Below are 26,431 nucleotides of genomic sequence, written 5' to 3' on the forward strand. Positions count from 1 at the left end.
GGGTTCTTAATATCTATAATAATCCGGTTTAAAAGGACCATCTACAGTTACCCCAATATATTCCGCTTGTTCCTCATTAAGCTCTGTTAATTCGGCTCCAAGTCTTGAGAGATGAAGCTTCGCCACCTTTTCATCCAAGTGTTTGGGAAGCATGTAAACTTTGTTTTCGTAATTCCCATGGTTTTTCCAAAGCTCAATTTGCGCCAAAGTCTGGTTTGTAAAAGAATTACTCATTACAAAACTTGGGTGACCCGTAGCACATCCTAAGTTTACGAGCCTACCTTCGGCCAAAATAATAATATCCTTGCCGTTAACAGTATACTTATCCACTTGAGGCTTAATTTCATCTTTGGTATCTCCAAAGTTATTATTTAACCAAGCCATGTCAATTTCATTATCGAAGTGACCTATGTTACAAACAATGGCCTTGTCCTTAAGTGCCTTAAAATGTTCCCCCCGTATGATATCTTTGTTTCCAGTGGTGGTGATAACGATATCGGCATTACCAATGACAGTCTCCAATTTTTTAACCTCAAAGCCATCCATACAGGCTTGTAGTGCGCAAATTGGATCAATTTCCGTAACGGTAACAATGGAGCCAGCTCCTTTAAAAGAAGCTGCCGTCCCTTTACCTACATCACCATAACCGGCTACTACAACCTTTTTGCCTGCAAGCATAGTATCTGTTGCCCTTCTTATGGCATCCACCGCACTTTCCCTGCAACCGTATTTATTATCGAACTTTGATTTGGTTACAGAATCGTTTACGTTAATAGCGGGCATTGGAAGAGTTCCTTTTTTTACACGCTCATATAAACGATGAACACCTGTTGTTGTTTCTTCTGATAATCCTTTGATTCCACCTGCCAATTCCGGATACTTATCAAGAACCATATTGGTTAAATCTCCGCCATCATCCAAAATCATGTTCAAAGGCTTTCTGTCTTCACCAAAGAATAAGGTTTGTTCTATACACCAATTGAACTCTTCTTCGGTCATGCCCTTCCAAGCATAAACGGGGATACCCGCTTCTGCAATTGCCGCAGCAGCTTGATCTTGGGTGGAGAATATGTTACAGGAACTCCAAGTCACTTCTGCACCTAAAGCAATAAGTGTTTCGATGAGCACGGCAGTCTGAATAGTCATATGCAAACATCCTGCAATACGGGCACCTTTTAGGGGTTGCTCATTTTTATATTCTTTTCGTAAAGACATTAAACCTGGCATTTCAGCCTCGGCGAGTTCTATTTCTTTTCTGCCCCAAGCAGCAAGATTAATGTTCTTAACCTTAAAGGGAACATATGGAATGGTGGTGGTGCTCATATCTATTTTTCTTTTTACTTTCGTTATCTAAGCATCAAGCTTTTTATGAGCAGCAAAGGTACTAAATACCACTGAATTAATGCCACTTTACAAAACCATAACCGTTAACAAGGATACTTTTATCGCTATCTGGAAGGTAGGGGAAACTGAGGGTGATTTGGCAAAGGGTATTCAGTTATCCGACCATTGTCAATCGCGATACGATGGCATGAAATCCGAATTACACCGAAGGGCCTTTTTAAGCATTCGACATTTAATGGCGCTTTATGGATACGAGGATAAAGATTTGTACTATGACGAATTTGGGAAGCCCCATTTGAAAGACGGTAATTTAATTTCGATTACGCACTCCCATAATTTTACAGGAATTATCATAAGTAAATCTGAAGAAGTAGGTATCGATATAGAAAAGAAGAGGGAAAAGATTCTAAGGATTGCACATAAATTCACTCCTTTTGAAGAGTATAGAACCTTAGCAAATACGGAGGCCATCGTTCGTAAACTAACCATAGTTTGGGGAGCAAAAGAATCGCTCTATAAAATCTACGGTCAACAGGGCATTAGTTTTTTACATCATATTCATGTGACCGATTTCTCCTTTTCTGAAAATCAAACAACCGCTGAGATTATTTATGATGGGAAGGTCTCCCATTACCATGTGCATTTTATGGAGTTTGAAGGTTTTACCCTTGTTTATGGCATCAGGCAAAAAACGGGATAGTTTTTGCGCCAATAATCAAATATCTTTACCAAAACATAATTTCATGGACATATCCGTAGAACTTACCTTTTCCCCTTTACAGGACGATTTTGAGGAACACATCATCAACTTTATTAAAAAACTGAGAAATTCTGGACTGGTCATTCTGGAGAATCCATTAAGTACTCAGGTTTTTGGACCGTATGATACGGTGATGGATGTTCTGAAAACCGAAATCAAAACTGCTTTTGAACTTATGGACAAGGGCTTACTATATATGAAAATGGTAAAATCCGACAGGAGCGCATATGAGCCTCATTTTTGATTTTTTCCTAGGACCTTACAAGGATAAGGAGACATTTATTATCGTGATTGAGGCGATTGTTTTTGTGACCGGAATCCTAAGTGTATGGTACGCCAAAAAGGAAAATATTCTGGTGTACCCCACAGGTTTGGTAGCTACTGTCCTCACGGTCTATCTATTGTATCGAGATAGGCTGATGGGGGATATGATGATGAATTTCTATTTTTCGGTCATGAGCATATATGGATGGTGGAACTGGGCAAGGACAAGGAACAATAAAAAAGTGGTTCATATTTCCAGAACTAATACTAGAGAGAAGATTATTGGGTTTGGCCTTTTTCTTATGACCATGATTGTTACTTATGTGGTCTATCGAATTTTTGATGTAGAAATCGGTCCCTCCAACTATATAGATATTTTCACTTCCGGAGTATTTTTTACGGGAATGTGGTATATGGCTCTTAAAAAGCTGGAAAATTGGACACTTTGGATTTTAGCCGATATCATAACGGTACCACTCTATGCCTATAGAGGTTGGGGCATGCTTTCCCTACAATATCTTATATTTACCATCTTGGCTATCCAAGGTTATTTTGAATGGAAGAAAAGTATAGACAACAACCGTCAGACATCTTAAAAGTGGTCCTTTTTGGCCCGGAGTCGACGGGAAAAACCACCTTGTCCGAACAACTCGCTAGACATTATAATACGGTATGGGTTCCAGAGTACGCAAGGGAATACCTTCAAAACAAATGGAACAACGAACGTAAGACCTGTGAACCAGAAGATTTGTTACCTATCGCCGAAGGCCAAATGCAACTGGAAAACGACCTGACCAAAAAAGCTACAGAGATTCTCATTTGCGATACTGATTTACTGGAAACAAAGGTATATTCAGAGGCCTATTATGTTGGGGATTGCGACCCTACATTAGAAAAGTATGCCATTGAAAACACGTATGACCTATATCTGCTAACCTATATAGATATTCCTTGGGAGGCGGACGATTTACGCGATAAACCCAATGAAAGAGAGGAAATGTTTGAATATTTCAGGGCGACTTTAGAGAAGTATAATCGCAATTTTATTATCTTAAAAGGGAATAAAAAAGAGCGGCTTAAGCTTGCAGTAGAACATATAGATAATTTACTAGGAAAATGATAGAATTTACAGAACAGGACAAAAATCAAATGGCAAAAAAAGGAATTGCCAAAGAGAAAGTATTGGACCAAATCAACACGTTTAAAGAAGGCATACCTTTCGTGGATTTGCAGAGTGCGGCTGTTGTTGGAAATGGTATATATCGTTTTACTGATCAAGAAGAACAAGATTTAATCGCCTTGTACGAAAACAGGGTTAAAGACTTGGATGTACTCAAGTTTGTTCCAGCTTCTGGTGCGGCCTCTCGCATGTTCAAGGCTTTATTTGCTTTTTTGGATAATTATAACCCCAAGAAAGAAACTTTAAAATCTTATCTAGAACGCAAAGGCGATAAGGATATAAAAATACTGTCGGAAGGAATGGATAAAATGCCCTTCTACGATAAAGTCATGAGTAGGTTGCCTGATTCAATTGATGCAGAAGGGGAAAAAGTCTATCTGTTTGTACGAGAATTGTTGGGCGAGAATGCCTTGAATTACGGATTTTATCCAAAGGGCCTATTGCCATTTCATAAATACGGTGAAAATACGGCGACCCCTTTTGAAGAACATTTAAAGGAGGGTGCCTTGTATGCAAGCTCCTCTAATGCCTCAAATTTACACTTTACCATTTCTGAGCAGCATGAAGAAATGTTTCAATCCGAACTTAAAGAGGTAGGCGATAGAGTTTCCAAGGACACCGGGACTTCATTTGCTGTTGATTATTCATTTCAAAAACCTTCTACGGATACTATTGCGGTGGATATGGCGAACAAACCATTTAGAAATCCAGACGGATCTGTTTTGTTCAGACCTGGAGGCCATGGAGCTCTAATAGAAAATTTAAACGAACAGGACGCGGATATCATCTTTATTAAAAATATTGATAATGTCGCCGTTATGGAAGGTGCCAAGGCCGTAGCGGACAGCAAGAAAACATTAGCCGGAATTTTACTAAAAGTACAGGACAAGGCTTTTAAATATGCCAAAATGTTGGATGATGCCAATGCTACCCAAGCCGATTTAGTAGAGATTAAAGAGTTTTTGGAGAATGAATTAAACGTAAAATTCAAGGAAGGATTTGGTTCATTGTCCGAGGAAGAAAAAATAAACCTTTTAAAGTCCAAAATAAATAGACCCATTAGAATTTGTGGAATGGTAAAGAATGAAGGGGAACCTGGTGGGGGACCTTTCTGGATTAAAAATGCAAAAGGTGAAATCTCCTTACAAATTATAGAATCTGCTCAAATAGATATGAATAATGAAGAACAGGTGAACATTTTGCAGAATTCTACTCATTTCAACCCAGTGGATTTGGTTTGCGGAATTAGGGATTTTAATGGCAACAAGTACAATTTGATGGATTTCGTGGATAGCAAACAAGGTTTTATAACAGGAAAGACTAAGGACGGTAAAGAACTAAAAGCTTTGGAATTACCTGGTTTATGGAATGGGGCAATGGCCCATTGGAATACCATTATGGTAGAGGTGCCTTTGGTAACCTTTAACCCTGTGAAAACAGTATTGGATTTGTTAAAAGATTCGCATCAAGCTTAATTTGCAATTATAATAACAAAAAAAGTGTGTATTAAATACACACTTTTTTTGTTATAACCACATAATTATACATGTACTAAAGTGTTAGGTAATTTTGTAACTGATTAAAAAACAAAGAATTAATCGTTTTTTTAAGGGTCAAAATATCATGGCATTGTTTTTTCAATGTTGGACTATAGAAGTTTAACTTAAAAATAGTCAAGATGAAAAAATTAGTATTAGCAACAGCTTTAGCCATAGGAGGATTAACCATAGGTACGGCGGCCACGCCGATAATTTTCCATGATGGAATTATGGAAGAAGTGATGGTCCAAGATTATAAGGAAATTGCCGTTTCGGATGTTCCGGATGAAGTCGTTACCGCTTTAGAAACTGATTATCCAGGAGCAACCATCAATAAGGCACATGTGAACGAGGAAGGCACGTACAAATTGGAAGTCTCTACGGAAGATGGTAGTAGTATGGAACTTTATGCCGATTCCGATGGGAATTGGATAGAGATGTAAATTGTTCTCTATAGTTTGTTAGGAAAGGCTGCTTTGGCGGCTTTTTTTACGTTAAATAAATATAAAAACCACTTCTCCCAACATCTAAAGGTGCTTTCCCTTCGTACTTAAAGAGTAAACTTTTTGTGAACTTAAAATAATTTGAAATGAAAAGGTACATGATAATATCTCTCTTGGCCATTGGATTAACCATGAACGTGAAAGCCATGTATAGTCAAAACGATAGTTTAATACCCAAAGAGAGAATCAACGATGATTATAAAAAAATTCCATCTAGCGAATTGACACCTGCCGTGGTTGAGGAAATTTTAAAAGAATATCCTACTTCCAAGCTTGGTGCCGCCTACAGAAATTCTAGAGGGGTATTCAAATTGATTATGGTTTTAAAAAGTGGTACCAGAAGAACCGTTTATATAGACCCATACGGAAATTGGATTACCAAAAAGACGAAATAAAGAATACTCAAGATTATTTAAGGCTGCTTCGGCAGCTTTTTTTTTGAAAACCTTGAACTCAAAAAGGATTTTTGAAACCTGCCAACCTGTTTAAATATGAATTCACCAGTGTGTAATAGATACACACTACGCTGTTTTCCGATACAGAATTACCCAAAGAATATATACAGGGCGATTTTGTAAATGTTTAAAAATGAAATGATTAACTAGAATTGCGAAGATTGGCATCATTTTGCTTTCCTATTAGCTGAATATGAAAGTGATTATTAACATTAAAATTCTAAAAATCATGAAAAAGTTATTTTTATTAGGAGCACTGGCTATAGGAAGTTTACAAGTAATTGGTCAGCAAACCGAGATAGCCCAAGCGGATGTTACGCAAATGGTGGCCAAAGTTGCAGATTTTACTGAAATAGATACATCCGAACTTCCAGAGGCGGTTACCAATGCGGTATCCACAAATTATCCCACTGCAACTATAAATAAGGCTTATGTGAACGATAAGCAACAATACAAGCTGGATGTGGTTTTGAAAGATGGTACTCAGGGTATTCTTTATGCTGATGAGCAAGGAAATTGGTTAGATATGTAATTCTAAAGACAAACTAAAAATATAACTTGTTTGTATCAAGTTGGTTTGGTCAGGAAAAGGCGGCATTTTGTCGCCTTTTCCTATTTTTTTGACTCAATGAATAAAGGGATGAATCTTTATGATAATTTTAAAATGAATACTGGTCGGCTTCCACTAATTTTATATGACCCCAATATTTCTGAATGAAGACCAATATGCCCAAGATTTTGATCATAGAGGATGATACCTCATTTGCCAAGATGCTCCAACGTTTTTTTACAAAAAAAGGATATGAGGTATTCCTGAGTTCCTCGGGTAAAGATGGATCAAAACAAATTAAGGAAAACGCGCCAGACTTAATATTGACCGACCTTAGGCTTCCCGATCTAAATGGAATCCAACTCATTGCCTCAATTGGCGAGAATATTCCGATTATTGTAATGACCGGATATGCAGAAGTTCAAACCGCCGTAGAGGCAATGAAACAAGGTGCTTTTGACTATGTCTCTAAACCTTTTACCCCAGACCAAATTTTACAGACCATAGAAAAGGCATTGGACAAAGGGGAAAGAGCTTCCTCATTCGTATCCAAGGATATTAAGGAGAGCGAGTCGAATACAGATGATGATTTAAATTCTGGAAAGGAGGGGAAGAATGTGGAATTTGTGAGTTCGGCTACAAAAAAATTGGATGAATATATTTCTTTGGTGGCACCAACGGATATGTCCGTTCTCATTATCGGTAAAAGTGGATCGGGTAAAGAGGTGACCGCCAAATCAATACATAATAAAAGTAAAAGGCATGACAAGCCGTTCGTAGCTTTGGATTGTGGGGCAATACCTAAAGAATTGGCGGCTAGTGAATTCTTTGGCCATTTGAAGGGGAGTTTTACCGGAGCTGTTTCTGATAAGGTAGGTAGCTTTGAAGCCGCCAGTGGTGGCACCCTTTTTCTGGATGAGGTAGGCAATCTTTCCTATCAAAACCAAATTCAACTGCTAAGGGCGTTACAGGAAAGAAAAATCAAGCGCATAGGCAGTAATAAGGAAATTGAGGTAGATGTCCGAATCATTTCGGCAACTAATGAAGATTTAAAGGAGGCTGTAGGTAGAGGTAATTTTAGAGAGGACCTTTATCATAGATTAAATGAGTTTTCACTGCAAATTCCTTCATTAATAGAGAGATTGGAAGATTTGCCTGTTTTGGCATATCATTTTCTAAAAGTCTCCAACCAAAAGCTGGGAAAGAACATTCAGGATTTTTCAAATCAGGTTTGGGATATATTTATGACCTATCATTGGCCCGGTAATATCAGGGAGCTACAAAATATTATCAAAAGGGCTGTTTTGCTCACTGATGGCAATGAAATTATACCCGATGTGCTACCCTCAGAAATGCTTGCTCCTTCTGAAATAACAGCTAGTTCGGTAAACTTGACCAAGGAGGAATTTGAAAAGGAACAAATATTAAATGCCTTGAAGAGAACAAATTACAATAAATCCAAAGCGGCTAAATTATTACAAGTAACCCGAAAGACTTTATATAATAGAATCCACCATTACAACTTGGATATTTAGTTCAATTCTTTATCCAATTGAGCGTTTAGCTGCACCATTTTCCCTTTAAGGGATTTTAGTTGTAGGGCCAGTGTTTTGAGGTTCTCTTCGTTGTTTTTCTCAAACTTTTCCAGTATCGGTATACATGAAGTAATTTGTAATTGGCGGAACATAGGAAGCATTCTATGGGAAATTGCCCCTAAGCTTTTGTAATCCTTGGCAATTAGGGCGTGTTCCAGTTCTTCCAAATTTCTTGAACTCTCTTCCCTGAATGTTTTTAAAATTTCTTGAACGGATTCTTCGTCATCACCTAAAAAGGATTTTATATATGTAAGTTGGAACATAGAAGTATTGTGGTTCTCGTTCTCGATGGTAATGACATCTTCCTTTTTAGGTACTGATATCAATCCATATACAGTATTCAGGATTTCAGTTTTTGTAAATGGTTTTATAAGAACATCATTAAATCCTTTCTTCAAAAACAAAGTCTTATTGATATCTCGTCTGCCCGTCATGGCAACAATCGGTTGGTCCTTGTAATGAAAATACGATTCCTGTTTTAATTTTTTTACGACCTCAAATCCTGTAGCTTGGGGCATTTCAATATCCGTTAGGACCAAGTCATAGATTAAAGGACTGTCTTTTTTTATTTGATGAAAATCTGTAAAGAGATGTGTTTTTATATTTTCACTTTTTAGCATCTCCCCCAATAATTGTAAAAAAGAAGGGTCATCGTCTATAATTAGTATTTTAAAGCCAGCAAGCGGAAACTCTCGAACCTCTTTAGGTTTAGGTACTTCCTTTTCCTTGGAATATGTTACAGGCAACTCTAAGGTAAATGTACTGCCCTTGCCCAAATCGCTCTCTAGTCCAATGGTCCCTCCCAATAATTCGGTAAGTTTTTTAGAAATGGTCAACCCTAAACCATATCCTCCATACTTTTTTAAATCTTTGTCCTTGATTTGTGTGAATTCGTTAAAGATTTGTTGCTGCTCATCTTTTGAAATTCCAATTCCTGTATCAGATATGATGATTTTTACTTTTTTTCCATGGTCACATGGTAAGGCCTCTAAACGAACTTCTCCTTGGTTGGTAAATTTGTAAGCATTTCCCAACAGGTTTGAAACAATCTGCCTGATTCTGATAGGGTCGTTTATAATGCTCCTTTTAAGTGCTTTATCAATATGAAGTGTAGTAGTTAAATCTTTCTTTTCATGTATGGTCCTAAAATCCTCTACCGTCTCCATCAGTAGGGAATATAGTGAAAAAGGAACCTTCTCTAGCGTCATCTTACCGGCTTCCAATTGGGAAAAATCAAGTAGGTCGTTTACCAAATTGTTTACATAATCTGTGGCGGATTTAATATGTCCAAGATGTCTGCTCTGGGCTTGGGAAATGTTAGATTCTTCCAAGAGATGGGTATACCCTATTATGGCATTAAGCGGCGTCCTTAGGTCATGACTCACTGTTCCTAAAAGTTGTTCCCTACTCTTTAAAAGTGCCTCGGAATATTTTTTTTCTTTCTCCAGTTTTTGCCGATAAAGACTTGCCTTCCAAAAATCCCTGTTGAGAATAAAAATAAATATGCCTACTACTATAAAGCCAAGAATTGCGGCAATAATAGCTAATCTTATACTTCTATTCAGGGCAGTTTCTTTCTTAATGTTCTCATTGATAGTATTTACCAAAATTTCCTGTTCAAAGGAAGTAAGAATACTTCGCAGTTGTTGAGACAGTTCCAGATCTGTTTTAATAATGGTTATTTCCCTAAGGGCTAAACTGTTTTCATTGATTCTGTTCTCCTTTTCTACTTCCTCCAGAAGAGCTTTTGAAGCTTGTAAAACGCTATCGGCCTCTAGGGCGTTTTCTCCTTTGTTATTTTCAGGTACATTTTCATTTAAGTATTTGGCTATATCCCTTATAACCGACTGTGCTTTTGGAGATAATTCGTCTATGTTGGGCGCTATACCTTTTGGTGTAATAACTCCCAAGGATTCCTCTAATTGGTCAAACTCTTTCAAGGCCTTTTGAATGGCTGTACTTGTCTTATCTTTCGTTTTAAGTGTTCTTAATACTTTATTGTTGGCTACTTTTCTTTCTAATAGTATTTGAAGGCTGTCCAATAGCTTTTTTTGATAGTCACTTGTAGTGGAGATTTTTAATTGGTCTATGTCTTTGGTAATGGAGTCTGTCTTGAGAATATAATTATCAAAATCCTTTTTCTCCTTGGACTGTAATGCAAGTTTGGATAATCCTTCTGCTTCATAGAGTTGTGTTATTAGGGAACCGGTCCTTAGTAATTTGGAATCACCATTTTCACCCACCTCTTTTTTCAGGTATGAACCTACTTCAGAATACACAAAATAAGTAACAATTCCAGCCAAAACCAGTAGCAAGAGATAACTAACAACAATTTTAAAGGTAAACTTGTTCTTGGACGTTTCCATTCATACTAGTTACGAACTAAATCAGATTATGAGTTTTAAAGGGGTGTTAAATCTTCATTTTGAATCAATATCAAGGTATTGGTTTCATGATACCATAATTCTAATTTTTTTCTTTCTAAAAGTGACCTTTTAGATACTTGTGTGTCTTACTAAATGTAAAAGGAAAATGAATAAGGGGGTACCCACTGAAAATATAAATGAACCTTTATAGAAACACTAACTATTAACTATGAAGGAACCAACAAATGAACTATGATTTTGAATTGAACTCGTTTCCCCGATAATTATAATTGGACCATTCTTGTTTTAGAAAATTGGTTCTATGGTTATTAGAAAGTTTAGAAAAGTTGTTTTTTGGTTGGTTGTGAAGGGAGTTGCTTAGGCAGCTCCTTTTTTTGTTTCATAATCTCAGTTATAATAGCAGTATTTTTTTTGGAAAGAACTCAATAAATTAGAAAAACTGGTTTACATTTGTCCCATCTCAAAGGGGTGCCGATTCCAATTTTGGAGGAAGCTGAGATTATACCCAATGAACCTGGGCGGATAATGCTGCCAAGGGACGGCCACAGAAAAAAGTCCTTAGGGCCTTTTGAACGCGGCACGAGATGGTGCAGTAGCCAACATGCTATGAGCGCGATCTTCATTGAATGTTACGTGATTTAATTTCACAAAAATCAATTTTAATTCAGAATAATAGCCCCTTTTATTCGTAAACACTTTTACGAATGAAATACTCTATGTTCACAACAACGGCCCTTTTGGGGCTAACAATGGGCTCTTTGGCCCAACAACAACCAACGGATTCCCTAGAGGGTAAAAAAGTAGTATTGGATGAGGTTTTTGTCTCCGCAGTCCGAGTAACCAAGGAATCACCTGTTACCTTTTCAAACCTGACCAAGGAACAAATTAAACCCAGAAATTTGGGTCAGGATGTTCCAATCCTCATGAACTACTTGCCCTCCGTGGTAACTACTTCCGATGCCGGAGCCGGAGTGGGCTACACGGGAATACGCGTAAGGGGTAGCGATGCTACCCGGGTTAATGTTACCATCAACGGAATTCCTTACAATGATGCCGAGTCACAAGGTACGTTTTGGGTCAATATGCCAGATTTTGCCTCCTCTACAGAAAGTCTACAATTGCAGCGTGGTGTAGGAACCTCCACCAATGGTGCGGGGGCTTTCGGAGCAAGTTTAAATGTCTTGACCGATGGTTTTTCAGAAGATGCCTATGCACAGATTTCATCTTCCTACGGTAGTTTCAATACGTTTAGGCGCAACATTAAATTCAGTACCGGTCTTTTAAACGATATGGTCGAGATTTCTGGTAGGTTATCCAGGATCAATTCCGATGGTTATATCGATAGGGCTTCTTCGGATTTGGATTCCTATTTTTTGCAAGGGGCCTATAAAGATGACAATACGCTTATAAAAGCCTTGCTTTTTGGCGGTCATGAAATAACGTATCAAGCGTGGAATGGTATTGATGCCAACACATTAGAAACCGATCGTACATTTAACCCATCGGGAATTTATACCGACGAAAACGGGAATACCCAGTTTTATGACAATGAGGTAGACGATTACAAACAGGATCACTCCCAGCTTCTATGGAACGAAAAGCTATCGGACTATTGGAGTACAAATATTGCACTGCACTATACGAGGGGCAGGGGATTTTTTGAACAATATAGGGAAGATGATGATTTTGAGACCTATGGTTTTGAACCCTTGATCGTTAATGGTGAGGAAGTAAATACGACCGATTTAATTCGAAGACGTTGGTTGGACAACAATTTTTATGGAACCGTTTTTTCTGCCACTTATGATAAGGACAATCTTAACCTAATCTTGGGAGGAGGCTGGAACAAGTATGAAGGAGACCACTTTGGCGAGGTCATTTGGTCAGAATTTGCCAGTAATAGCGCATATAGAGATCGGTACTATGATGACACCTCCAAAAAGACGGACTTCAATATATATTCCAAGGCCAATTACAATCTAAGCGACCAATGGTCTTTATACGGGGATTTACAATATAGGACCGTGGCATATCAGGCCAATGGAGAAGACACAGGTTTGGTGGATGATACCTTTAATTTTTTTAATCCCAAGGCCGGTGTCACTTATGATTTAAACCGAAACAATAATTTCTATTTCTCTTATGCCCGTGCCAATCGCGAACCAAATCGGAACGATTATGAAAACGGAAATCCAAGACCAGAAAAATTGAACGATTGGGAGCTGGGTTGGCGCTATATTAATCCAGATGTTCAATTGAACACCAATGTGTATTATATGAAATATCAAGATCAATTGGTGCTGACCGGGGAACTGAACGATGTTGGGGCACCCTTAAGAGCCAATGTGGGAGATAGTTATCGTTTAGGATTGGAAGTTGACGCCCAAATAAGATTTAGCGACAAATTTACTTGGAGACCCAACTTGGCCCTAAGTACCAATAAAAATCAAGATTTCTTATTTCAGCGAGACGGTGCGTTGGAAAATCTAGGGAATACGAACATAGCCTATTCTCCGGATATTGTGGCGGGCAACATAATTACTTATAGCCCTACGGATGCTTTTCAGGTCTCGGTATTGTCAAAATATGTGGGGAAACAGTATATGGGCAATATTGATTCCGAAGCTTCTGTTTTGGATGCCTATTCCCAAACAGATCTAAACGTTCAATATGAAGTTGCCTTCAATGGTTTCTTAAAGAGCATTGTATTTTCTGGCTTGGTCAATAATCTGTTCGATGCGGATATCGTTTCCAATGGATATTTTTTCACCTATGATGATGACTTTTCTGTTCCAGGGGTAATCACCACAATTGAAGGTGCTGGCTATTATCCTCAAGCGGGTATTAATTTCTTGCTGGGAGCTACGGTTAATTTTTAATTTGATAATCAATAATTCCCCAAGCAATCGCTTTGGTTGTTTGGGGTTTTTATGTTTAGTTGGTTACCGTAACACTATTCCCGCCAAAACTGGTTCTATATTCCAACATATCGTAATAGCGATTTCCATCATCTGGCCTGTTCAGCATTTGCCCTGTAAAAAGACTGTACTCGTAATCTTCACAGGGACAGGTGGCCACTTGTCCGTTAAAGGTCATGGTGGAACACTCATTGGGTGCATGGTTGGGGCAGCTTGCCTCAAAGGCACGAAATTGGTTAAAACCGGCATTGATAATAAATACCCCTCGGGTACCGACACCATCCTGGGTTATTAAAACGGCACTGCCCGTATTGGTCAACGGACTATACAAGGGAAGATTAAGGTTGGCATCGAACCTAAAGCTTATTTCTTGTAAATATGGATTTCTGTTGGTGCTATTGTTATCACATGCCAAAAAAATAAGCAAGAAAAAAAGGCCAATAAATCGTTTCATGTCCTGTTAATGTTTGGGGAATGCTAACGCAAATTTGCGTAAAATTATATATATTTGTGTTAAATCCTCTCTAAATAAGTCGTATGGAAACGGCTGTTATAGAGGATTTTGCTATTTATAAAACGACGACACAATGAGTAACGTATCATACTATACAGCAGAGGGACTAAAAAAGCTAAAGGAAGAATTGAATTATTTAAGGGATGTAGAGCGCCCCAAAGCTTCCCAAGCCATTGCAGAAGCCAGGGATAAGGGCGATTTGTCAGAAAATGCCGAATATGATGCCGCGAAGGAAGCACAGGGTCTTTTGGAAATGAAAATTTCAAAAATGGAGGCTACATTGGCCAATGCAAGATTAATTGATGAGTCCCAATTGGATACCTCTAAAGTGCTTGTACTTTCCACCGTAAAATTGAAGAACCAGACCAATGGTATGGAAATGAAATACAAATTGGTTGCTGAAAGTGAGGCCGATTTAAAATCGGGCAAAATTTCCGTGAACTCTCCTATTGGAAAAGGATTGTTGGGGAAAAGCGTTGGAGATACAGCTGAGATTTCGGTACCCAACGGAACCATGAAATTCGATATTCTGGAAATTACACGGGAATAATAAATTAGAATCACCTAATTTGAATCCCATCATAATTATTATGGTGGGATTTTTTTTTGCTGATTTCTTTTCTGGAGGATTATGGAACTCCAATCAAAATAAAAAGAGCAACCAAATTTCATATTCCTCCCCTTGACATTCATTTGCCTTATTTTAGAAAGAATATTAAGGAATAGATAACATTTAAACTAAGGATACCAAGTTGCTGTTATTTTGGGGCCACCAATGAACACCAGAAAATAAGTAATTTACTTCTAAAAAGGATATAAACGTAACTTAGTACGTTTAGCTAATTTTTGTAAAGAATTTAAATTCACCAAATAGAAATTTTGAATAATTGGGTAAACATTGTTGATTTTATGTTATAAATCTTAAGAAAAGGATGCATACTAACAAATATGGCTTAAGCAGAAATATTCCATCTGAAACCAAGAGAAAAATTAGAAAGGAATGTGGTTTTGGATGCGTAGTGTGTGGTGGTGCTATTTACGAGTATGAGCATATAGAACCCGAGTTTGCCGATGCGAGGACTCATGAAGTGGATAAAATCGCCCTGCTATGTGGTAGCTGCCATTTAAAAGTCACTAAAGGTTTATGGTCAAAAGAGAAAATTTTTGAACATAGAAAAAATCCATTTTCCTTAGAACATGGTAATTCACGCTATTTAATGGATATTAGTGTTCGAAACAAATTTCATATTTCCTTAGGTAAATGTGTTTTTATTGATACCAATAATTTAATAGAAATTGACAATAAAGTTATACTGAAAATACTACCGCCAGAAATAAAAAATACTCCACCAAGGATTATAGCCAATTTTTTTGACCAGCACGGTCGAGAGGTAGCCTCAATTGATAATAATGAATGGATTGGGAACGTGACCGCCTTCGACATAGAGTTTATAGGTAGTGAAATATCAATACGAAGTGAAAAATATCAAATTGATTTAAAAATTAAAATTACTCATCCAAACATCATTAATATAAGCAAAATAAACCTCAAATATAATTCTGGTAGAATTTATGGAGACGCTAAAAGTGGATTTACTTTAAAGTCAAAAAGTACTGAAATTCTCTTTGGTAAAGTAGACAGAACATTTCGAAAAGTTAACTACGGAATGCTTATTAAGGGAGGAGATATTTTTCTTTCTGAAACTAAACTGTTCGAGTTTAAAACAAAAAATAAAACCTCTGTAGAGATAAAACCGGGATACATAAAAGCTGTGGGAGATATAGCCGTTGAAGTCAAAGAAAAAGGGGATCCAAATGGCCAATTTAAGTTTACATCAACTGGTCCTAATAAGAATTCATATGTTGAATTTCAGATGCCCTTAGATGATTCGAGGAGGTACTCTATAAATCTAAACAATACCTTGCAGAAAAATTCTTTATGTTTTTGCGGTAGTAATATAAAATGGGAAAAATGTTGTAGAAGAAACAAGGGAGCTATAAACTCTATTTTGAAAACAAAAATAATCTCACATTGCATAACCGATGTTATCGGAAGACATAAACTAAAGAATGTAATTTTTGATATTAAATATGTAATAAATGAAATACCAACTAAATTATTTGTATCAGAAAAAAACGAACTGAAGCTCATTTTCAACTCAGCTAACATACCAAATCTTAATAGAGTTGGGTTTTCTTTAATGCTTTTCGATTGCATAAAGAATAACTTTCATTATTACTTGGACAATATATACTCTGATAAAAGACAAGGAGCACTTAGAGATATTAATGAAATATTAATTAGTGTGCCAATTTATGATAGACTTAAACGTAGAGGTTTTGAAGTAACAAATGCCTTTGAAAAGGAATTTAAATTTATAATGAATTTTGTCAAGCATCCTCCCTTAACGGAGAATTATATGAGTCTTAACAATTTAAATTATGCATTTCATCTTATAAGATTAAGTTATGATTGTGACTTTCTAAGTAAAGAGGAACAAAAAGAAGTTTTCGATTTTTATGAAAGTTATTTTCCTCTAGCGTATGGTATATACAAAGATGTTTTATCCTTTCTTTTGGCTCATAACATATATCAAATCAAAGAATTTAATGAATGCAAGTTGAAAGTGTTACAATACATCAATGGCATTTTTCAAGGCGGTTTTGATGAGGCGGTAAAGCATATTGAAACTCATATTTTAAACAAAAATGAAGTCGAAGAAAAATTCGATGGAATTGAATTTAATAAACCAAAAAAATAAAACATGCGGACAAAAACTGTTTACAACAAAACCTATAAACAATACGGGCTTAGGTTCTAAACGCCAGGCTTAGCGTCTTTTTATGAAGTCCGCAAAATCTATTGGATTTTGCTCTGGACAAAAAAATAAATCAAAACAAAAGATTTCGCTATGTGCGTGGTGGAAAGCAAAAGTCAGTTTGCTCTCGTACTATTCATAGCTCAACCGTTAAAAGTTAAATTAAACCATCGTACTTTTATTTAAAAATTAAAACCATGGCAACCATCTTTACTAAAATAATCAACGGTGAAATACCCTGTTATAAAATTGCAGAGGACGAGAACTATTTGGCATTTTTGGATATCAATCCCAATGCCAAAGGGCATACGCTTTGCATACCCAAAGTGGAGGTAGATAAAATCCTGGATTTGGATGAAAAAACCTATATGGGATTAATGGCATTCTCCAGAAAAGTAGGAAAGGCCGTTGAAAAGGCAGTGGATTGTAAAAGGGTTGGTCTAACGGTCATCGGTCTGGAAGTGCCGCACGTCCATGTGCATTTGATTCCACTGAATTCTATGCAAGACGCCACATTTCAAAATAAGGTAAAATTATCGGAAGAAGAATTCAAAAAGGTAGCCGAAGCCATCGCTTCTAAACTTTAATGGTACCTCCAAGAAAGAAGTAGACTCCAATACCCACAACCGCAATCATCAGCAAAAGGATTATAAAAAACAGGAATGTAGGTTTTGTTGATTTCTTTTCCGGAACCACGGTCTTTTGATAGTAATCGAACATACGTTCAATATCATCGGTCCATTTAACGGGATAAATCATAGAGTTGCATTTTCTGCACACTATTTGGTTCGTTATTTCATTGGTGGTCTTATGGAAGAAGGCACCGTAAGTATGCTTTTGATAAAAAGTGAGCTTTAAATCCTGATTAAAACACTCGGGACAATTATTCGTTAGTTCTGCTTCCTTAATTACTTTAAGTTTTTCCTTTGCCATGACTATTGATGTACTTTAAGTGTGATTTGCATGATGGTTCCTTCTTTTCCTGAGGAAAGCACTTTTATTTTTCCGTTATGATACTCCTCAACAATTCTTTTAACAAGGGATAGGCCCAAGCCCCATCCTCGTTTTTTCGTAGTTACTCCAGGGTTAAAAATAGTATTAAAATTACTTTTGGAGATTCCATGACCGGTATCGGCTATAAGAATGTTCACGAATTTTCCATTGGGTACTATTTCAATAGCGATGCTTCCTTTACCCTTCATTGCATCGATACCGTTTTTGACCAGATTCTCTATGGTCCAATTGTAGAGGGATTTGTTCAGAAGTACAGGTGTACTTTCCACATCAGATTTAAAGGAAAAGTGAATCAGTTTAGAACTCCTCCTTTTAAGATAATCATAAGCATTCTTTGTCTCTTTGACAATATCACACTTGTCAAGTGTAGGAAGGGAACCTATCTTGGAAAACCGTTCCGTAATTGTCTGCAAGCGGGCAATGTCCTTCTCAATTTCCTTGGTGATGTCGGGATTAATATTTTCGGTTTTTAATATTTCGTTCCAACCAAGAAGGGAGGAAAGCGGGGTTCCAATTTGGTGTGCGGTTTCCTTTGCCATACCTGCCCAAAGCTTGTTTTGTTCCGAGGCCTTGTTGGTCTTGAACAAGAAATAAATAACGGCCCCAAAAAGTAGGATGATCAAAAGTAAGGCGATGGGGTAGAACTTCAATTTGTTTAAAACTTCGGAATTTCCGTAATACAGGGTTGCCAAATGTTCTCCCTGTTGGTCTATGGAAATAGGTATGTTTTCGTCCTGGAACTGTCGTAATTTTTTGGAAATATACAAGGAATCCGAAGCCAGCTCCGGTGGAATATTGTTCACGCGGATGGAGCTGTCCTTGTTTATAAGTATCATAGGTGTTGAGGTATTGTTTTGAAATACCTTTAAATGAAGACTCCCCAGATCCACGTTTTCCGCAGATTGCAGGAATTCTGATTGGGCCGTGGCCCAAATCTCCATTTTTAAACGCTCCTCTTCCTTAAAAGTCTTAAAAAAACTATTGGTGTTCCATAGAATCAAGCTCACTACGATAAAAGAGCCAATTACAAGGAATATATTGGAAGTCTTGTTCTTAGGACTAAAATTCATCCAAAATTTTTGTTCTATTAAAGATAACCTAAAATGTAAATATTTGTTGTGTATTGATCGACCTACTGTTTTATTCCCCACTCATTTTGTTTACTTTTGGTTTCTGTAGTAAAAGAGTATCAAGATGGAATTAGAAGGAAAAATTAAATTAATAGGAGATACTAAAACGTTTGGAAACAACGGTTTTAGAAAACGAGAAGTGGTTGTGACCACAGATGAACAATATCCTCAACATATCATGGTCGAGTTTGTTCAGGACAAATGTGATTTGTTGAATAACTACGCTGTGGGCCAAGATGTTAAAATTGGCATTAACTTAAGAGGAAGGGAGTGGACCAATCCACAGGGAGAGATAAAATACTTCAATTCCATACAAGGATGGAGAATAGAAAATCTTCAACCTTCCCAGCCTGAAGGCATGCCGCCAGTACCACCTATGGAAGCCTTTGAACCCGCAGACAATCTTAATGAAGAAGATCACGACGACCTTCCTTTTTAAAATTTCGGGAACATTCAATATAACCGGTTAATAAAACTTGTTTGGCCATAAAAAGTTAAACAAGTTTTTACGTTTTTGGCCAATTTGTTATTTTGAAAATAAAAAATTTTCAAAATTGCAAAAGGGAAGAAGTTCAATTTGTTTTTTAGGAGAGGAAATCTACTTCCCTCCGGTAGAGAATGCTAACTCAGAAGGTTTATTGGCAGTAGGTGGCGATTTGTCCCCAGAAAGATTGCTGCTTGCATACCAAAGTGGAATTTTCCCTTGGTTCAACGAAGATTCCCTAATCCTGTGGTGGAGTCCAGACCCTAGAATGATATTATATCCAAAGGATATAAAAATTTCGAAAAGTATGCGTAAGGTAATCAGGGAAGATAAATTTAGCCTTTCTGTAAATATGAATTTCAATGAAGTTTTAGAACAATGTTCTTCGATTAAGAGAGAAGGGCAGGCGGGCACATGGATTACGAAGGAAATGAAAAATGCGTATACCAAATTACATAAAAAAGGAATTGCAAAGTCCTATGAGGTTTGGGAGAATGGAGATTTGGTAGGGGGGCTTTATGGTGTTGACTTGGGTCATGTATTCTGTGGTGAGAGTATGTTTAGTAAGAGATCCAACGCTTCAAAGTTCGCTTTTATACATTTGGCAAAGGATTTACAGGAAAAAGGGTACCGATTTATAGATTGCCAATTGTATACGGACCATTTGGCCAGCCTTGGTGCTAGGGAAGTATCCCGGGAATCCTTTATGGAACAATTAAAGGCTTAGTACGAGTTCAGTTAAAAAGAAGAGTTCATTTTCTAAACTCCCTGTGTAGTTTTCCGCTCGGTATTCTCCTCCTATTTGAAATTTGGTCGTTGGGCTAAGGACCCAACCCAGTTTTGGTGTAATCCTTTGATCGTATTCTGGGGTCATGGATTTTCCTACGCTCAAAAGGGATTCTGTAGAGATGACCAGATAGGGTTCACCAACATCCAATTTTTCACCCATCAATGGAAAATCCACAGCGAAACGGTACCGAAATCTGTGTACGGTATTTTCACGGGTAATCCTTTGTTCCGCCCTAAATCTATTTCCATATCGGATGCTACCTTTTTTAAAGGTGACATTGAATTGTTGGGTTAGCCTCAGTTCATTGTTCGCTTCGTTATTGAATAAATTCCTAAGTCTGTATTTTATTCCAAAGCCAATACTCTGGTTGTCCCGTGTCCTGAGATTTGAAAAATGGTTGACATCCATCTGTCTTACAGTAAGTTGAACATCGGAATCCCTATAAAAAAATGAGCGGTTTTCAATAGAAAAATTATGGGAATAGTTTGGGGTAACGTCATAATTGATGGCCACTTGCGGATTCCAATAGCCCGTAAGATTATCCTGTGCCCAGTGTATTGTTGGTACCATCAAGAAAATGAGAAAAAGCAGTATGGTCGTTTTCTTAATACAAGACATGGTCATAATTGGGAGGTAAGGATTTCCTTGATTTCTTGAAACTACCATCCGACCCAAAAAGCAACTCATATTCATAATAACCAACATCCTTTTTACCCCCTACCATGATTTCATAGTTAATGGTTGGCAAAATCAAATTTTGAAATGCATTATTGATTGTTTTGTCCAATGGTTTCTTGGGGGTAGCTGGGTATTGTTGCTGAATTCTTTTAATGCGATATTTAGTAAAGGAACTGCTGAGATAATCGGTGATTTTGTGGAATGTTTCTTCGGGTATGTCCACTTCTTTTATTAAAATTTCAACGTCCTCCAGTACTCCTTTATCATCAAACTCAACGCTATACCATAACCTGTCCTTTTTAAATTTGACTTCATAACTAACTTTGGCGCTATCCGTTTCGCGATAAAATTTTATACGTCTGGCATCTTCTAACTTCTCTGCTATAAGTTGCAAGGCCGCAGATGGAAATTGAGTTTTTCTAATTCTATATTCCCTTTCATATTTATTTTGGGCGTTCATAAATGTCCCTAAAAGGATTACGAAAAAAAATATGCTATACTTCTTCATATCTAAAACAACTTGTTTCATGATCGTTCACCATCCCCGTGGCCTGCATCATGGCATAGACTACGGTACTGCCCACAAATTTGAAGCCTCTCTTTTTTAAGTCTTTACTGATTATGTCCGAAAGTGGGGTGTTTCCGGGAGCATCCTTGTAGTGGGAAATGCTGTTTTTAATGGGGGAATCATCAACAAACGCCCAGAAGTATTTGCTAAAACTTCCAAATTCTTTTTGAATTTCCATAAAGGCAGTGGCGTTTGATACCGTTGCGTTTACCTTTAGCTTATTTCTGATTATCCCCTCGTTCTTTAAAAGAGCGTTAATTTTTTCTTGCTTGTAGGCGGCAATTTTTTTGTAGTCGAAATTGTCAAAGGCAGCCCTAAAATTTTCCCGTTTTCTTAGGATAGTTATCCAGCTTAACCCGGCTTGAAAGGTTTCCAAGATCAGGAATTCGAATAGGCTTGAGTCGTCTTTTACGGGTACGCCCCATTCCGTATCATGATATGCCTCGTAAAGGGAATCACCTAAGCACCAGCCACAACGTTTTAATTTATTTTGGTTCAATTCCATAAGGGTTAAGATAGTACATCCAAATAGGAACAAATGTAAAAATTCCCCCCACATAATAGTTGTGAAGGGAATTTTGTTTTCGTTTTTATTGAAAATGCACCTAGTTGGTGGCAACGGTAGATTTGTTTCTCAAATCAAGGAATTGCAATTCTCCGTCTTCCAGGGCATTTGCTATATCGGCTTTAACATACTTGTAGGTGTTAAAAAATTTTTTCCCACTGACCGATGTAAGTTTGACCATGTCATCACCCAATACTTTGACCACTTTTACCTTGACATCATCAAGACCTTTGTAATTGGCCACTCCTCCACGCTTTATTATAAAATTTGCCCTTGGGAAATGAATATGGTCAAAGGGAAGGTTAGTGGTTTTTTGTATGGTGAAAATATCCCCAACCTTAATATCAGCCGTGTCAGTTTGGCTAGTAGCGGCAAAGGATACCAAAAATAATGTTAAAAAAGAGAGTAAATGTTTCATTGTGCTATCAATTTAGGGTTAATATATAGGTTGTTAAAACAGTTAAAATGATATAGAAAATAGATAGTTAGGAATTTCCCCTTTAAATATTATCATATTCTCAAAATCGATACTGTCAAATTTCCAATTCAAAAATAAAAATTAAGATAAACATAAGAGTATCACTTTTGTTAAAAAAAGTTAAACTTTTAAAAATTAATAGTAATGCTATTATCTTAGCGGGTGTAAATTATTAAAATAAGGAGATGGAAGAACTCTTTCAAGGCGTAAAAATCCGCGTAAACGATAAATTGTATGTTAAAGATCCGGAATCTTCAGAACTGGGAAAGTCTATTGTAAAGATGAGCATTGTTATGATGGGGGAGCTAGGTTTTGAGAAGTTTAATTTTAGAAAATTAGGTGAAAGAATTGGATCCAATGAAAGTTCCATTTATCGTTATTTTGAGAACAAACACAAACTCTTACTATACTTAACTTCTTGGTATTGGGGCTGGATGGAGTATCAACTTGTTTTTGCCACACATAATATTCCCGAACCCACTGAAAAATTGACCAAGGCCATATATATGATTACTAGGGAAATTACCGAGGATTCCAATTTTTCCCATATCAATGAAGTTTTGCTGAATAGAATCGTCATCAATGAATACTCCAAATCTTATCTTACCAAGGAAGTGGACGAAGAAGATAAGGAAGGGTATTTTGCCAGTTACAAACGATTGGCGCGCAGGTTAAGCGAGATGATAAAACAGTTCAATCCAAACTATAAATATCCTTCCAGTTTAGCAAGTACAATCTTAGGTGGTGCGTTGCACCAACATTTTCTCAAGGACCATTTTTCGTCCATGACGGAATGTGGAGGGGAGGTCACTCCTACTGAATATTTGACCAATCTTGTTTTCAATGTACTAAATCAAAACCTTAATGGCTAAAACAGTATTGACCACTTGGCAACGGCTTATTGGCATGTTGCGTTTGGATAAGCGTGATGTTTTTCAAATTTTCTATTATGCCATTTTTGCAGGCCTTGTGAGTCTATCGCTACCCTTGGGTATACAGGCGATAATCAATCTTATACAGGGTGCCCAAATAAGTACTTCATGGATTGTACTTGTAGTCCTTGTAACCTTGGGGGTTGTCTTCGTTGGAATATTGCAACTCATGCAAATAAGAATCATCGAAAACCTTCAGCAAAAAATATTTACAAGGGCTTCCTTTGAATTTGCCTACAGATTTCCCAAAATAAAGATGAGCGAACTTTACAATTACTATCCACCGGAGTTGGCCAATCGTTTTTTTGATACCTTGACGATACAAAAGTCACTTTCCAAGGTTTTGATAGACTTTCCGTCGGCCCTCCTTCAGATTATCTTTGGGTTGCTATTGCTCTCCTTTTATCATCCTTTTTTTATTATTTACGGTATTCTATTATTGGGGCTCATTTACATCGTGTTCAAGTTTACCGCTAAAAAAGGCCTGGATACCAGTTTGGAGGAATCCAAAAACAAGTATAAGGTAGCACATTGGATTCAGGAGGTTGCCAGATCTATTGTAAGCTTTAAGCTCTCTGGTAAAACTTCCCATGCCATCAATAAAAATGACAGGCTGGTTTCGGAGTACTTGGATGCTAGGGAAAGCCATTTTAGAATTTTGGTGATTCAATACGCCCAGATGATTGGGTTTAAGGTATTGGTAACTGCTGGATTGCTCTTGATTGGAGGATTACTGGTATTGAACCAGGAGATGAACATAGGTCAGTTTGTGGCCGCTGAAATCATTATTCTATTGGTTATAAATTCAGTCGAAAAATTAATATTGGGACTGGAGACATTTTATGACCTCCTTACTTCTTTGGAAAAAATGGGACAGGTTGTAGATAAGGAATTGGAGTCGCAGGAAGGAGAGAGACCATTTGCTGAAGGCGAAAGCTTCACCATAGAACTGGAGGATGTTCATTACCGTCTGCCCGACACCGGAAAAGGTGTACTTAACGGTATTAATTTAAAAATTACCCCACAAAGCATTGTTCATCTCAAAGGAGGACGTAATTCCGGTAGAACTAGTTTCCTTAGGGTGGTGGCTGGAATTTTGGAACCGGATTCCGGCGGTGTATACGTGAACAATGCCTCCTTAAAGGGCATGAACCTAAATTATTATCGTGCCCATATTGGGCAATCATTGCTGGAGGAATCCCCTTTTGAGGGAACAATTCTGGACAATATTACTTTTGGTGACAAATCTATTTCACAGGAACAAATCTATTGGGCATTAAACAATGTTGGGCTCACCAGTTTTGTAAAGGAACAGCCCCATGGGCTTCAGACTATTATTTACCCTGAAGGGAAACAGATACCTTACACCATATCCAAAAGAATCGTATTGGCTAGAAGTATAGTCAACAAACCAAAACTACTCGTGCTCAAAGACCCATTGGATCAAATAGCTAGGGACGAAGCTGAAAAAATAATCCAGTTTTTAACAGATCCCGGTAACGGTTGGGCCCTTTTGGTCGTTAGCGAAAGCGACTTGTGGTCCAAATACTGTAATGGGGTGGTTACCTTGGAAAAAGGTAAGGTTGTTAACGAAAAATATAAGTAAGGTTATGTTGAATATCTCATACAATAAACTAAACCAAAAAGTTTCCATAGAGCACTTTGACTCCGTGAAAAAGGTTTTTCATCAAAGGCATTACAAGCACTTTAATAGGTTTCTTCTTGCGTTCGCACTTATTGGGGTGATCATCCTTTTTTTGCCATGGACTCAAAATATTTCTGGATCGGGCTCCGTAACGACATTGACTCCGGATCAACGTCCCCAGACAATTCAATCCCCTATTCCAGGTAAAATCGAGAAGTGGTTCGTAAGAGAGGGAGACTATGTAGAAAAAGGGGATACCATACTTTTTATTTCGGAAATTAAAAATGAATATTTTGATCCGAGATTGGTCGAAAGAACCGGTAATCAGCTTAAAGCTAAGGAGGCCTCGGTAAATTCATACCAAGGTAAGGTTAAGGCGTTAAACGTTCAAATAGCGGCACTGATCAATGAACGAAAATTGAAATTACAGCAAGCACAAAATAAATTGATGCAGGCCAAATTGAAGGTGCAGAGCGATAGTATCGACCTTGAAGCGGCCAAGACGAATATTCTAATAGCCCAAAGACAGTTTAATCGTACTGAGCAACTGGAAAGTGAAGGGTTAAAGGCAGTTACCGATGTTGAAGAGAAACGAATGAAACTCCAAGAGGCACAGGCAAAATTGATATCCCAGGAAAATAAACTTTTGGCGGCCAAGAACGAGGTCATCAATTCCGAGGTGGAAATCAATAGGGTGCAGGCAGAGTATACAGATAAGGTCTCAAAGGCCCAAAGTGAAATGTTTACAGCACAGTCCAATCAATTTGATTCTGAGGCACAGGTCAATAAATTGGAGAGTGAAGTGACCAATTACGAAATACGGAACGATTTATATTATATCCGTGCACCACAAAATGGTTTTATTAACAAGGCCATTCAGGCAGGTATCGGGGAAACCTTTAAGGAAGGCGATCGTTTGGTAGGCATAATGCCTTCAGATTATGAGGTAGCGGTAGAGACCTTCGTAGACCCCATAGATTTGCCCTTAATTCATTTGGGAGAAAAAATCAGGATTCAGTTCGATGGCTGGCCCGTAATTGTTTTTAGCGGATGGCCCAACGTATCCTATGGAACTTATGGTGGTAAAGTGGTAGCTATAGAAACCTTTATAAGTCCTAACGGAAAATATCGCGTGCTCGTGGCCCCGGACGAGGAGGACCATCAATGGCCCGAAGCTATTAGGGTTGGGTCTGGAGTAAGGACAATTGCTTTATTGGAGGATGTTCCCATTTGGTTTGAGCTATGGAGACAGTTAAATGGATTCCCTCCAAACTATTACCAACCACAGGGAGCACAAGCTGAACCGGTCAAAAAATAGGT

At 37.6% G+C, this 26,431-nt stretch carries 27 protein-coding genes; 18 read left to right on the forward strand and 9 right to left on the reverse strand.

Features of this window, described 5'->3' with window-relative positions:
• Positions 1-6: 6 nt before the first annotated feature.
• On the reverse strand, positions 7-1,323 hold the full coding sequence (gene ahcY, locus CJ263_RS09785) for an adenosylhomocysteinase (RefSeq protein ID WP_094997097.1): 1,317 nt from the start codon (positions 1,321-1,323) through the stop codon (positions 7-9).
• 79 nt (positions 1,324-1,402) lie between these two features.
• On the opposite strand from ahcY, the gene CJ263_RS09790 reads away from it, so the two are divergent.
• The 9 genes from CJ263_RS09790 to CJ263_RS09830 all read left to right on the forward strand — a co-directional run bounded on the left by CJ263_RS09790 (position 1,403) and on the right by CJ263_RS09830 (position 8,129).
• Complete coding sequence (locus CJ263_RS09790) at positions 1,403-2,044, forward strand: 4'-phosphopantetheinyl transferase family protein (RefSeq protein WP_094997098.1); 642 nt, start codon at positions 1,403-1,405, stop codon at positions 2,042-2,044.
• Positions 2,045-2,087: 43 nt separating this feature from the next.
• Positions 2,088-2,348 carry a hypothetical protein gene (locus tag CJ263_RS09795; RefSeq protein WP_094999199.1) on the forward strand — a complete coding sequence of 87 codons (261 nt, stop codon included), beginning with the start codon at positions 2,088-2,090 and terminating at the stop codon, positions 2,346-2,348.
• Positions 2,332-2,964 (forward strand): nicotinamide riboside transporter PnuC, encoded by a 633-nt coding sequence (pnuC, locus tag CJ263_RS09800; RefSeq protein WP_188669437.1) that lies wholly within the window; start codon positions 2,332-2,334, stop codon positions 2,962-2,964. Before CJ263_RS09795 ends, pnuC begins: the two co-directional genes overlap by 17 nt.
• On the forward strand, positions 2,925-3,488 hold the full coding sequence (locus tag CJ263_RS09805) for an AAA family ATPase (RefSeq protein WP_094997099.1): 564 nt from the start codon (positions 2,925-2,927) through the stop codon (positions 3,486-3,488). Before pnuC ends, CJ263_RS09805 begins: the two co-directional genes overlap by 40 nt.
• Positions 3,485-5,023 carry a DUF4301 family protein gene (locus tag CJ263_RS09810; protein WP_094997100.1) on the forward strand — a complete coding sequence of 513 codons (1,539 nt, stop codon included), beginning with the start codon at positions 3,485-3,487 and terminating at the stop codon, positions 5,021-5,023. Before CJ263_RS09805 ends, CJ263_RS09810 begins: the two co-directional genes overlap by 4 nt.
• Positions 5,024-5,226: 203 nt before the next feature.
• Complete coding sequence (locus tag CJ263_RS09815) at positions 5,227-5,529, forward strand: hypothetical protein (protein WP_094997101.1); 303 nt, start codon at positions 5,227-5,229, stop codon at positions 5,527-5,529.
• 146 nt (positions 5,530-5,675) lie between these two features.
• Positions 5,676-5,984 carry a hypothetical protein gene (locus CJ263_RS09820; protein ID WP_158657126.1) on the forward strand — a complete coding sequence of 103 codons (309 nt, stop codon included), beginning with the start codon at positions 5,676-5,678 and terminating at the stop codon, positions 5,982-5,984.
• Positions 5,985-6,273: 289 nt separating this feature from the next.
• A complete protein-coding gene (locus CJ263_RS09825) occupies positions 6,274-6,576 on the forward strand; it encodes a hypothetical protein (RefSeq protein WP_094999200.1) in 303 nt (100 codons plus the stop codon).
• Between the two features lie 182 nt (positions 6,577-6,758).
• Positions 6,759-8,129: a sigma-54-dependent transcriptional regulator gene (locus tag CJ263_RS09830; RefSeq protein ID WP_308423224.1), complete on the forward strand. Its 1,371-nt coding sequence runs from the start codon at positions 6,759-6,761 to the stop codon at positions 8,127-8,129.
• Here the strand turns inward: CJ263_RS09830 and CJ263_RS09835 are convergent.
• Positions 8,126-10,555 carry a hybrid sensor histidine kinase/response regulator gene (locus tag CJ263_RS09835; protein ID WP_094997103.1) on the reverse strand — a complete coding sequence of 810 codons (2,430 nt, stop codon included), beginning with the start codon at positions 10,553-10,555 and terminating at the stop codon, positions 8,126-8,128. The two genes, CJ263_RS09830 and CJ263_RS09835, sit on opposite strands and share 4 nt — an antisense overlap.
• A 725-nt stretch (positions 10,556-11,280) precedes the next feature.
• On the opposite strand from CJ263_RS09835, the gene CJ263_RS09840 reads away from it, so the two are divergent.
• Positions 11,281-13,455 (forward strand): TonB-dependent receptor, encoded by a 2,175-nt coding sequence (locus CJ263_RS09840; protein ID WP_094997104.1) that lies wholly within the window; start codon positions 11,281-11,283, stop codon positions 13,453-13,455.
• A 55-nt stretch (positions 13,456-13,510) separates the two neighbouring features.
• On the opposite strand, the gene CJ263_RS09845 is transcribed toward CJ263_RS09840, so the two are convergent.
• Positions 13,511-13,948 carry a Rieske (2Fe-2S) protein gene (locus CJ263_RS09845; RefSeq protein ID WP_188669438.1) on the reverse strand — a complete coding sequence of 146 codons (438 nt, stop codon included), beginning with the start codon at positions 13,946-13,948 and terminating at the stop codon, positions 13,511-13,513.
• Positions 13,949-14,081: 133 nt separating this feature from the next.
• Here CJ263_RS09845 and greA point away from each other — a divergent pair, with 133 nt between their 5' ends.
• From greA to CJ263_RS09860, 3 genes are all read left to right on the forward strand, one after another.
• A complete protein-coding gene (gene greA / locus CJ263_RS09850) occupies positions 14,082-14,558 on the forward strand; it encodes a transcription elongation factor GreA (RefSeq protein ID WP_094997105.1) in 477 nt (158 codons plus the stop codon).
• Positions 14,559-14,940: 382 nt separating this feature from the next.
• Entirely contained in the window at positions 14,941-16,770 is a 1,830-nt protein-coding gene (locus CJ263_RS09855; RefSeq protein ID WP_094997106.1) for an HNH endonuclease, read from the forward strand.
• Positions 16,771-17,024: 254 nt separating this feature from the next.
• Positions 17,025-17,414 (forward strand): HIT family protein, encoded by a 390-nt coding sequence (locus CJ263_RS09860; protein ID WP_094997107.1) that lies wholly within the window; start codon positions 17,025-17,027, stop codon positions 17,412-17,414.
• Here the strand turns inward: CJ263_RS09860 and CJ263_RS09865 are convergent.
• Both CJ263_RS09865 and CJ263_RS09870 read right to left on the reverse strand, forming a co-directional pair.
• Positions 17,404-17,760: a flagellar basal body-associated FliL family protein gene (locus CJ263_RS09865; protein WP_094997108.1), complete on the reverse strand. Its 357-nt coding sequence runs from the start codon at positions 17,758-17,760 to the stop codon at positions 17,404-17,406. The two genes, CJ263_RS09860 and CJ263_RS09865, sit on opposite strands and share 11 nt — an antisense overlap.
• Before the next feature lie 2 nt (positions 17,761-17,762).
• Complete coding sequence (locus tag CJ263_RS09870; RefSeq protein WP_094997109.1) at positions 17,763-18,911, reverse strand: sensor histidine kinase; 1,149 nt, start codon at positions 18,909-18,911, stop codon at positions 17,763-17,765.
• Positions 18,912-19,035: 124 nt separating this feature from the next.
• Between CJ263_RS09870 and CJ263_RS09875 the strand changes: the two genes are divergently transcribed.
• Together CJ263_RS09875 and aat are read left to right on the forward strand one after the other, a co-directional pair.
• Positions 19,036-19,410, forward strand: coding sequence for a DUF3127 domain-containing protein (locus CJ263_RS09875; protein ID WP_094997110.1), 375 nt, complete (start codon positions 19,036-19,038; stop codon positions 19,408-19,410).
• 115 nt (positions 19,411-19,525) lie between these two features.
• On the forward strand, positions 19,526-20,182 hold the full coding sequence (aat, locus tag CJ263_RS09880) for a leucyl/phenylalanyl-tRNA--protein transferase (RefSeq protein WP_373288300.1): 657 nt from the start codon (positions 19,526-19,528) through the stop codon (positions 20,180-20,182).
• Here aat and CJ263_RS09885 read toward each other — a convergent pair.
• The 4 genes from CJ263_RS09885 to CJ263_RS09900 all read right to left on the reverse strand — a co-directional run bounded on the left by CJ263_RS09885 (position 20,171) and on the right by CJ263_RS09900 (position 22,474).
• Positions 20,171-20,863 (reverse strand): DUF2490 domain-containing protein, encoded by a 693-nt coding sequence (locus tag CJ263_RS09885; RefSeq protein ID WP_229702403.1) that lies wholly within the window; start codon positions 20,861-20,863, stop codon positions 20,171-20,173. The two genes, aat and CJ263_RS09885, sit on opposite strands and share 12 nt — an antisense overlap.
• On the reverse strand, positions 20,850-21,431 hold the full coding sequence (locus tag CJ263_RS09890) for a hypothetical protein (RefSeq protein WP_094997112.1): 582 nt from the start codon (positions 21,429-21,431) through the stop codon (positions 20,850-20,852). The genes CJ263_RS09885 and CJ263_RS09890 overlap by 14 nt, the downstream gene beginning before the upstream one ends.
• The gene (locus tag CJ263_RS09895; RefSeq protein WP_373288301.1) at positions 21,418-21,990 is read right to left on the reverse strand and encodes a DNA-3-methyladenine glycosylase I; all 573 of its coding nucleotides are present in this window, start codon (positions 21,988-21,990) and stop codon (positions 21,418-21,420) included. Before CJ263_RS09895 ends, CJ263_RS09890 begins: the two co-directional genes overlap by 14 nt.
• 106 nt (positions 21,991-22,096) lie before the next feature.
• Positions 22,097-22,474, reverse strand: a complete 378-nt coding sequence (locus tag CJ263_RS09900) for a hypothetical protein (RefSeq protein ID WP_094997114.1) — start codon at positions 22,472-22,474, stop codon at positions 22,097-22,099.
• 245 nt (positions 22,475-22,719) lie between these two features.
• On the opposite strand from CJ263_RS09900, the gene CJ263_RS09905 reads away from it, so the two are divergent.
• From CJ263_RS09905 to CJ263_RS09915, 3 genes are read left to right on the forward strand one after another with little or no spacing between them, the layout of a single operon-like run.
• A complete protein-coding gene (locus CJ263_RS09905) occupies positions 22,720-23,406 on the forward strand; it encodes a TetR/AcrR family transcriptional regulator (RefSeq protein WP_094997115.1) in 687 nt (228 codons plus the stop codon).
• Positions 23,399-25,072, forward strand: coding sequence for a peptidase domain-containing ABC transporter (locus CJ263_RS09910; RefSeq protein WP_094997116.1), 1,674 nt, complete (start codon positions 23,399-23,401; stop codon positions 25,070-25,072). Before CJ263_RS09905 ends, CJ263_RS09910 begins: the two co-directional genes overlap by 8 nt.
• Before the next feature lie 4 nt (positions 25,073-25,076).
• A complete protein-coding gene (locus tag CJ263_RS09915; RefSeq protein ID WP_094999204.1) occupies positions 25,077-26,429 on the forward strand; it encodes an HlyD family secretion protein in 1,353 nt (450 codons plus the stop codon).
• Positions 26,430-26,431 lie beyond the last annotated feature (2 nt).

Source organism: Maribacter cobaltidurans, assembly GCF_002269385.1.
GTDB lineage: Bacteria > Bacteroidota > Bacteroidia > Flavobacteriales > Flavobacteriaceae > Maribacter > Maribacter cobaltidurans.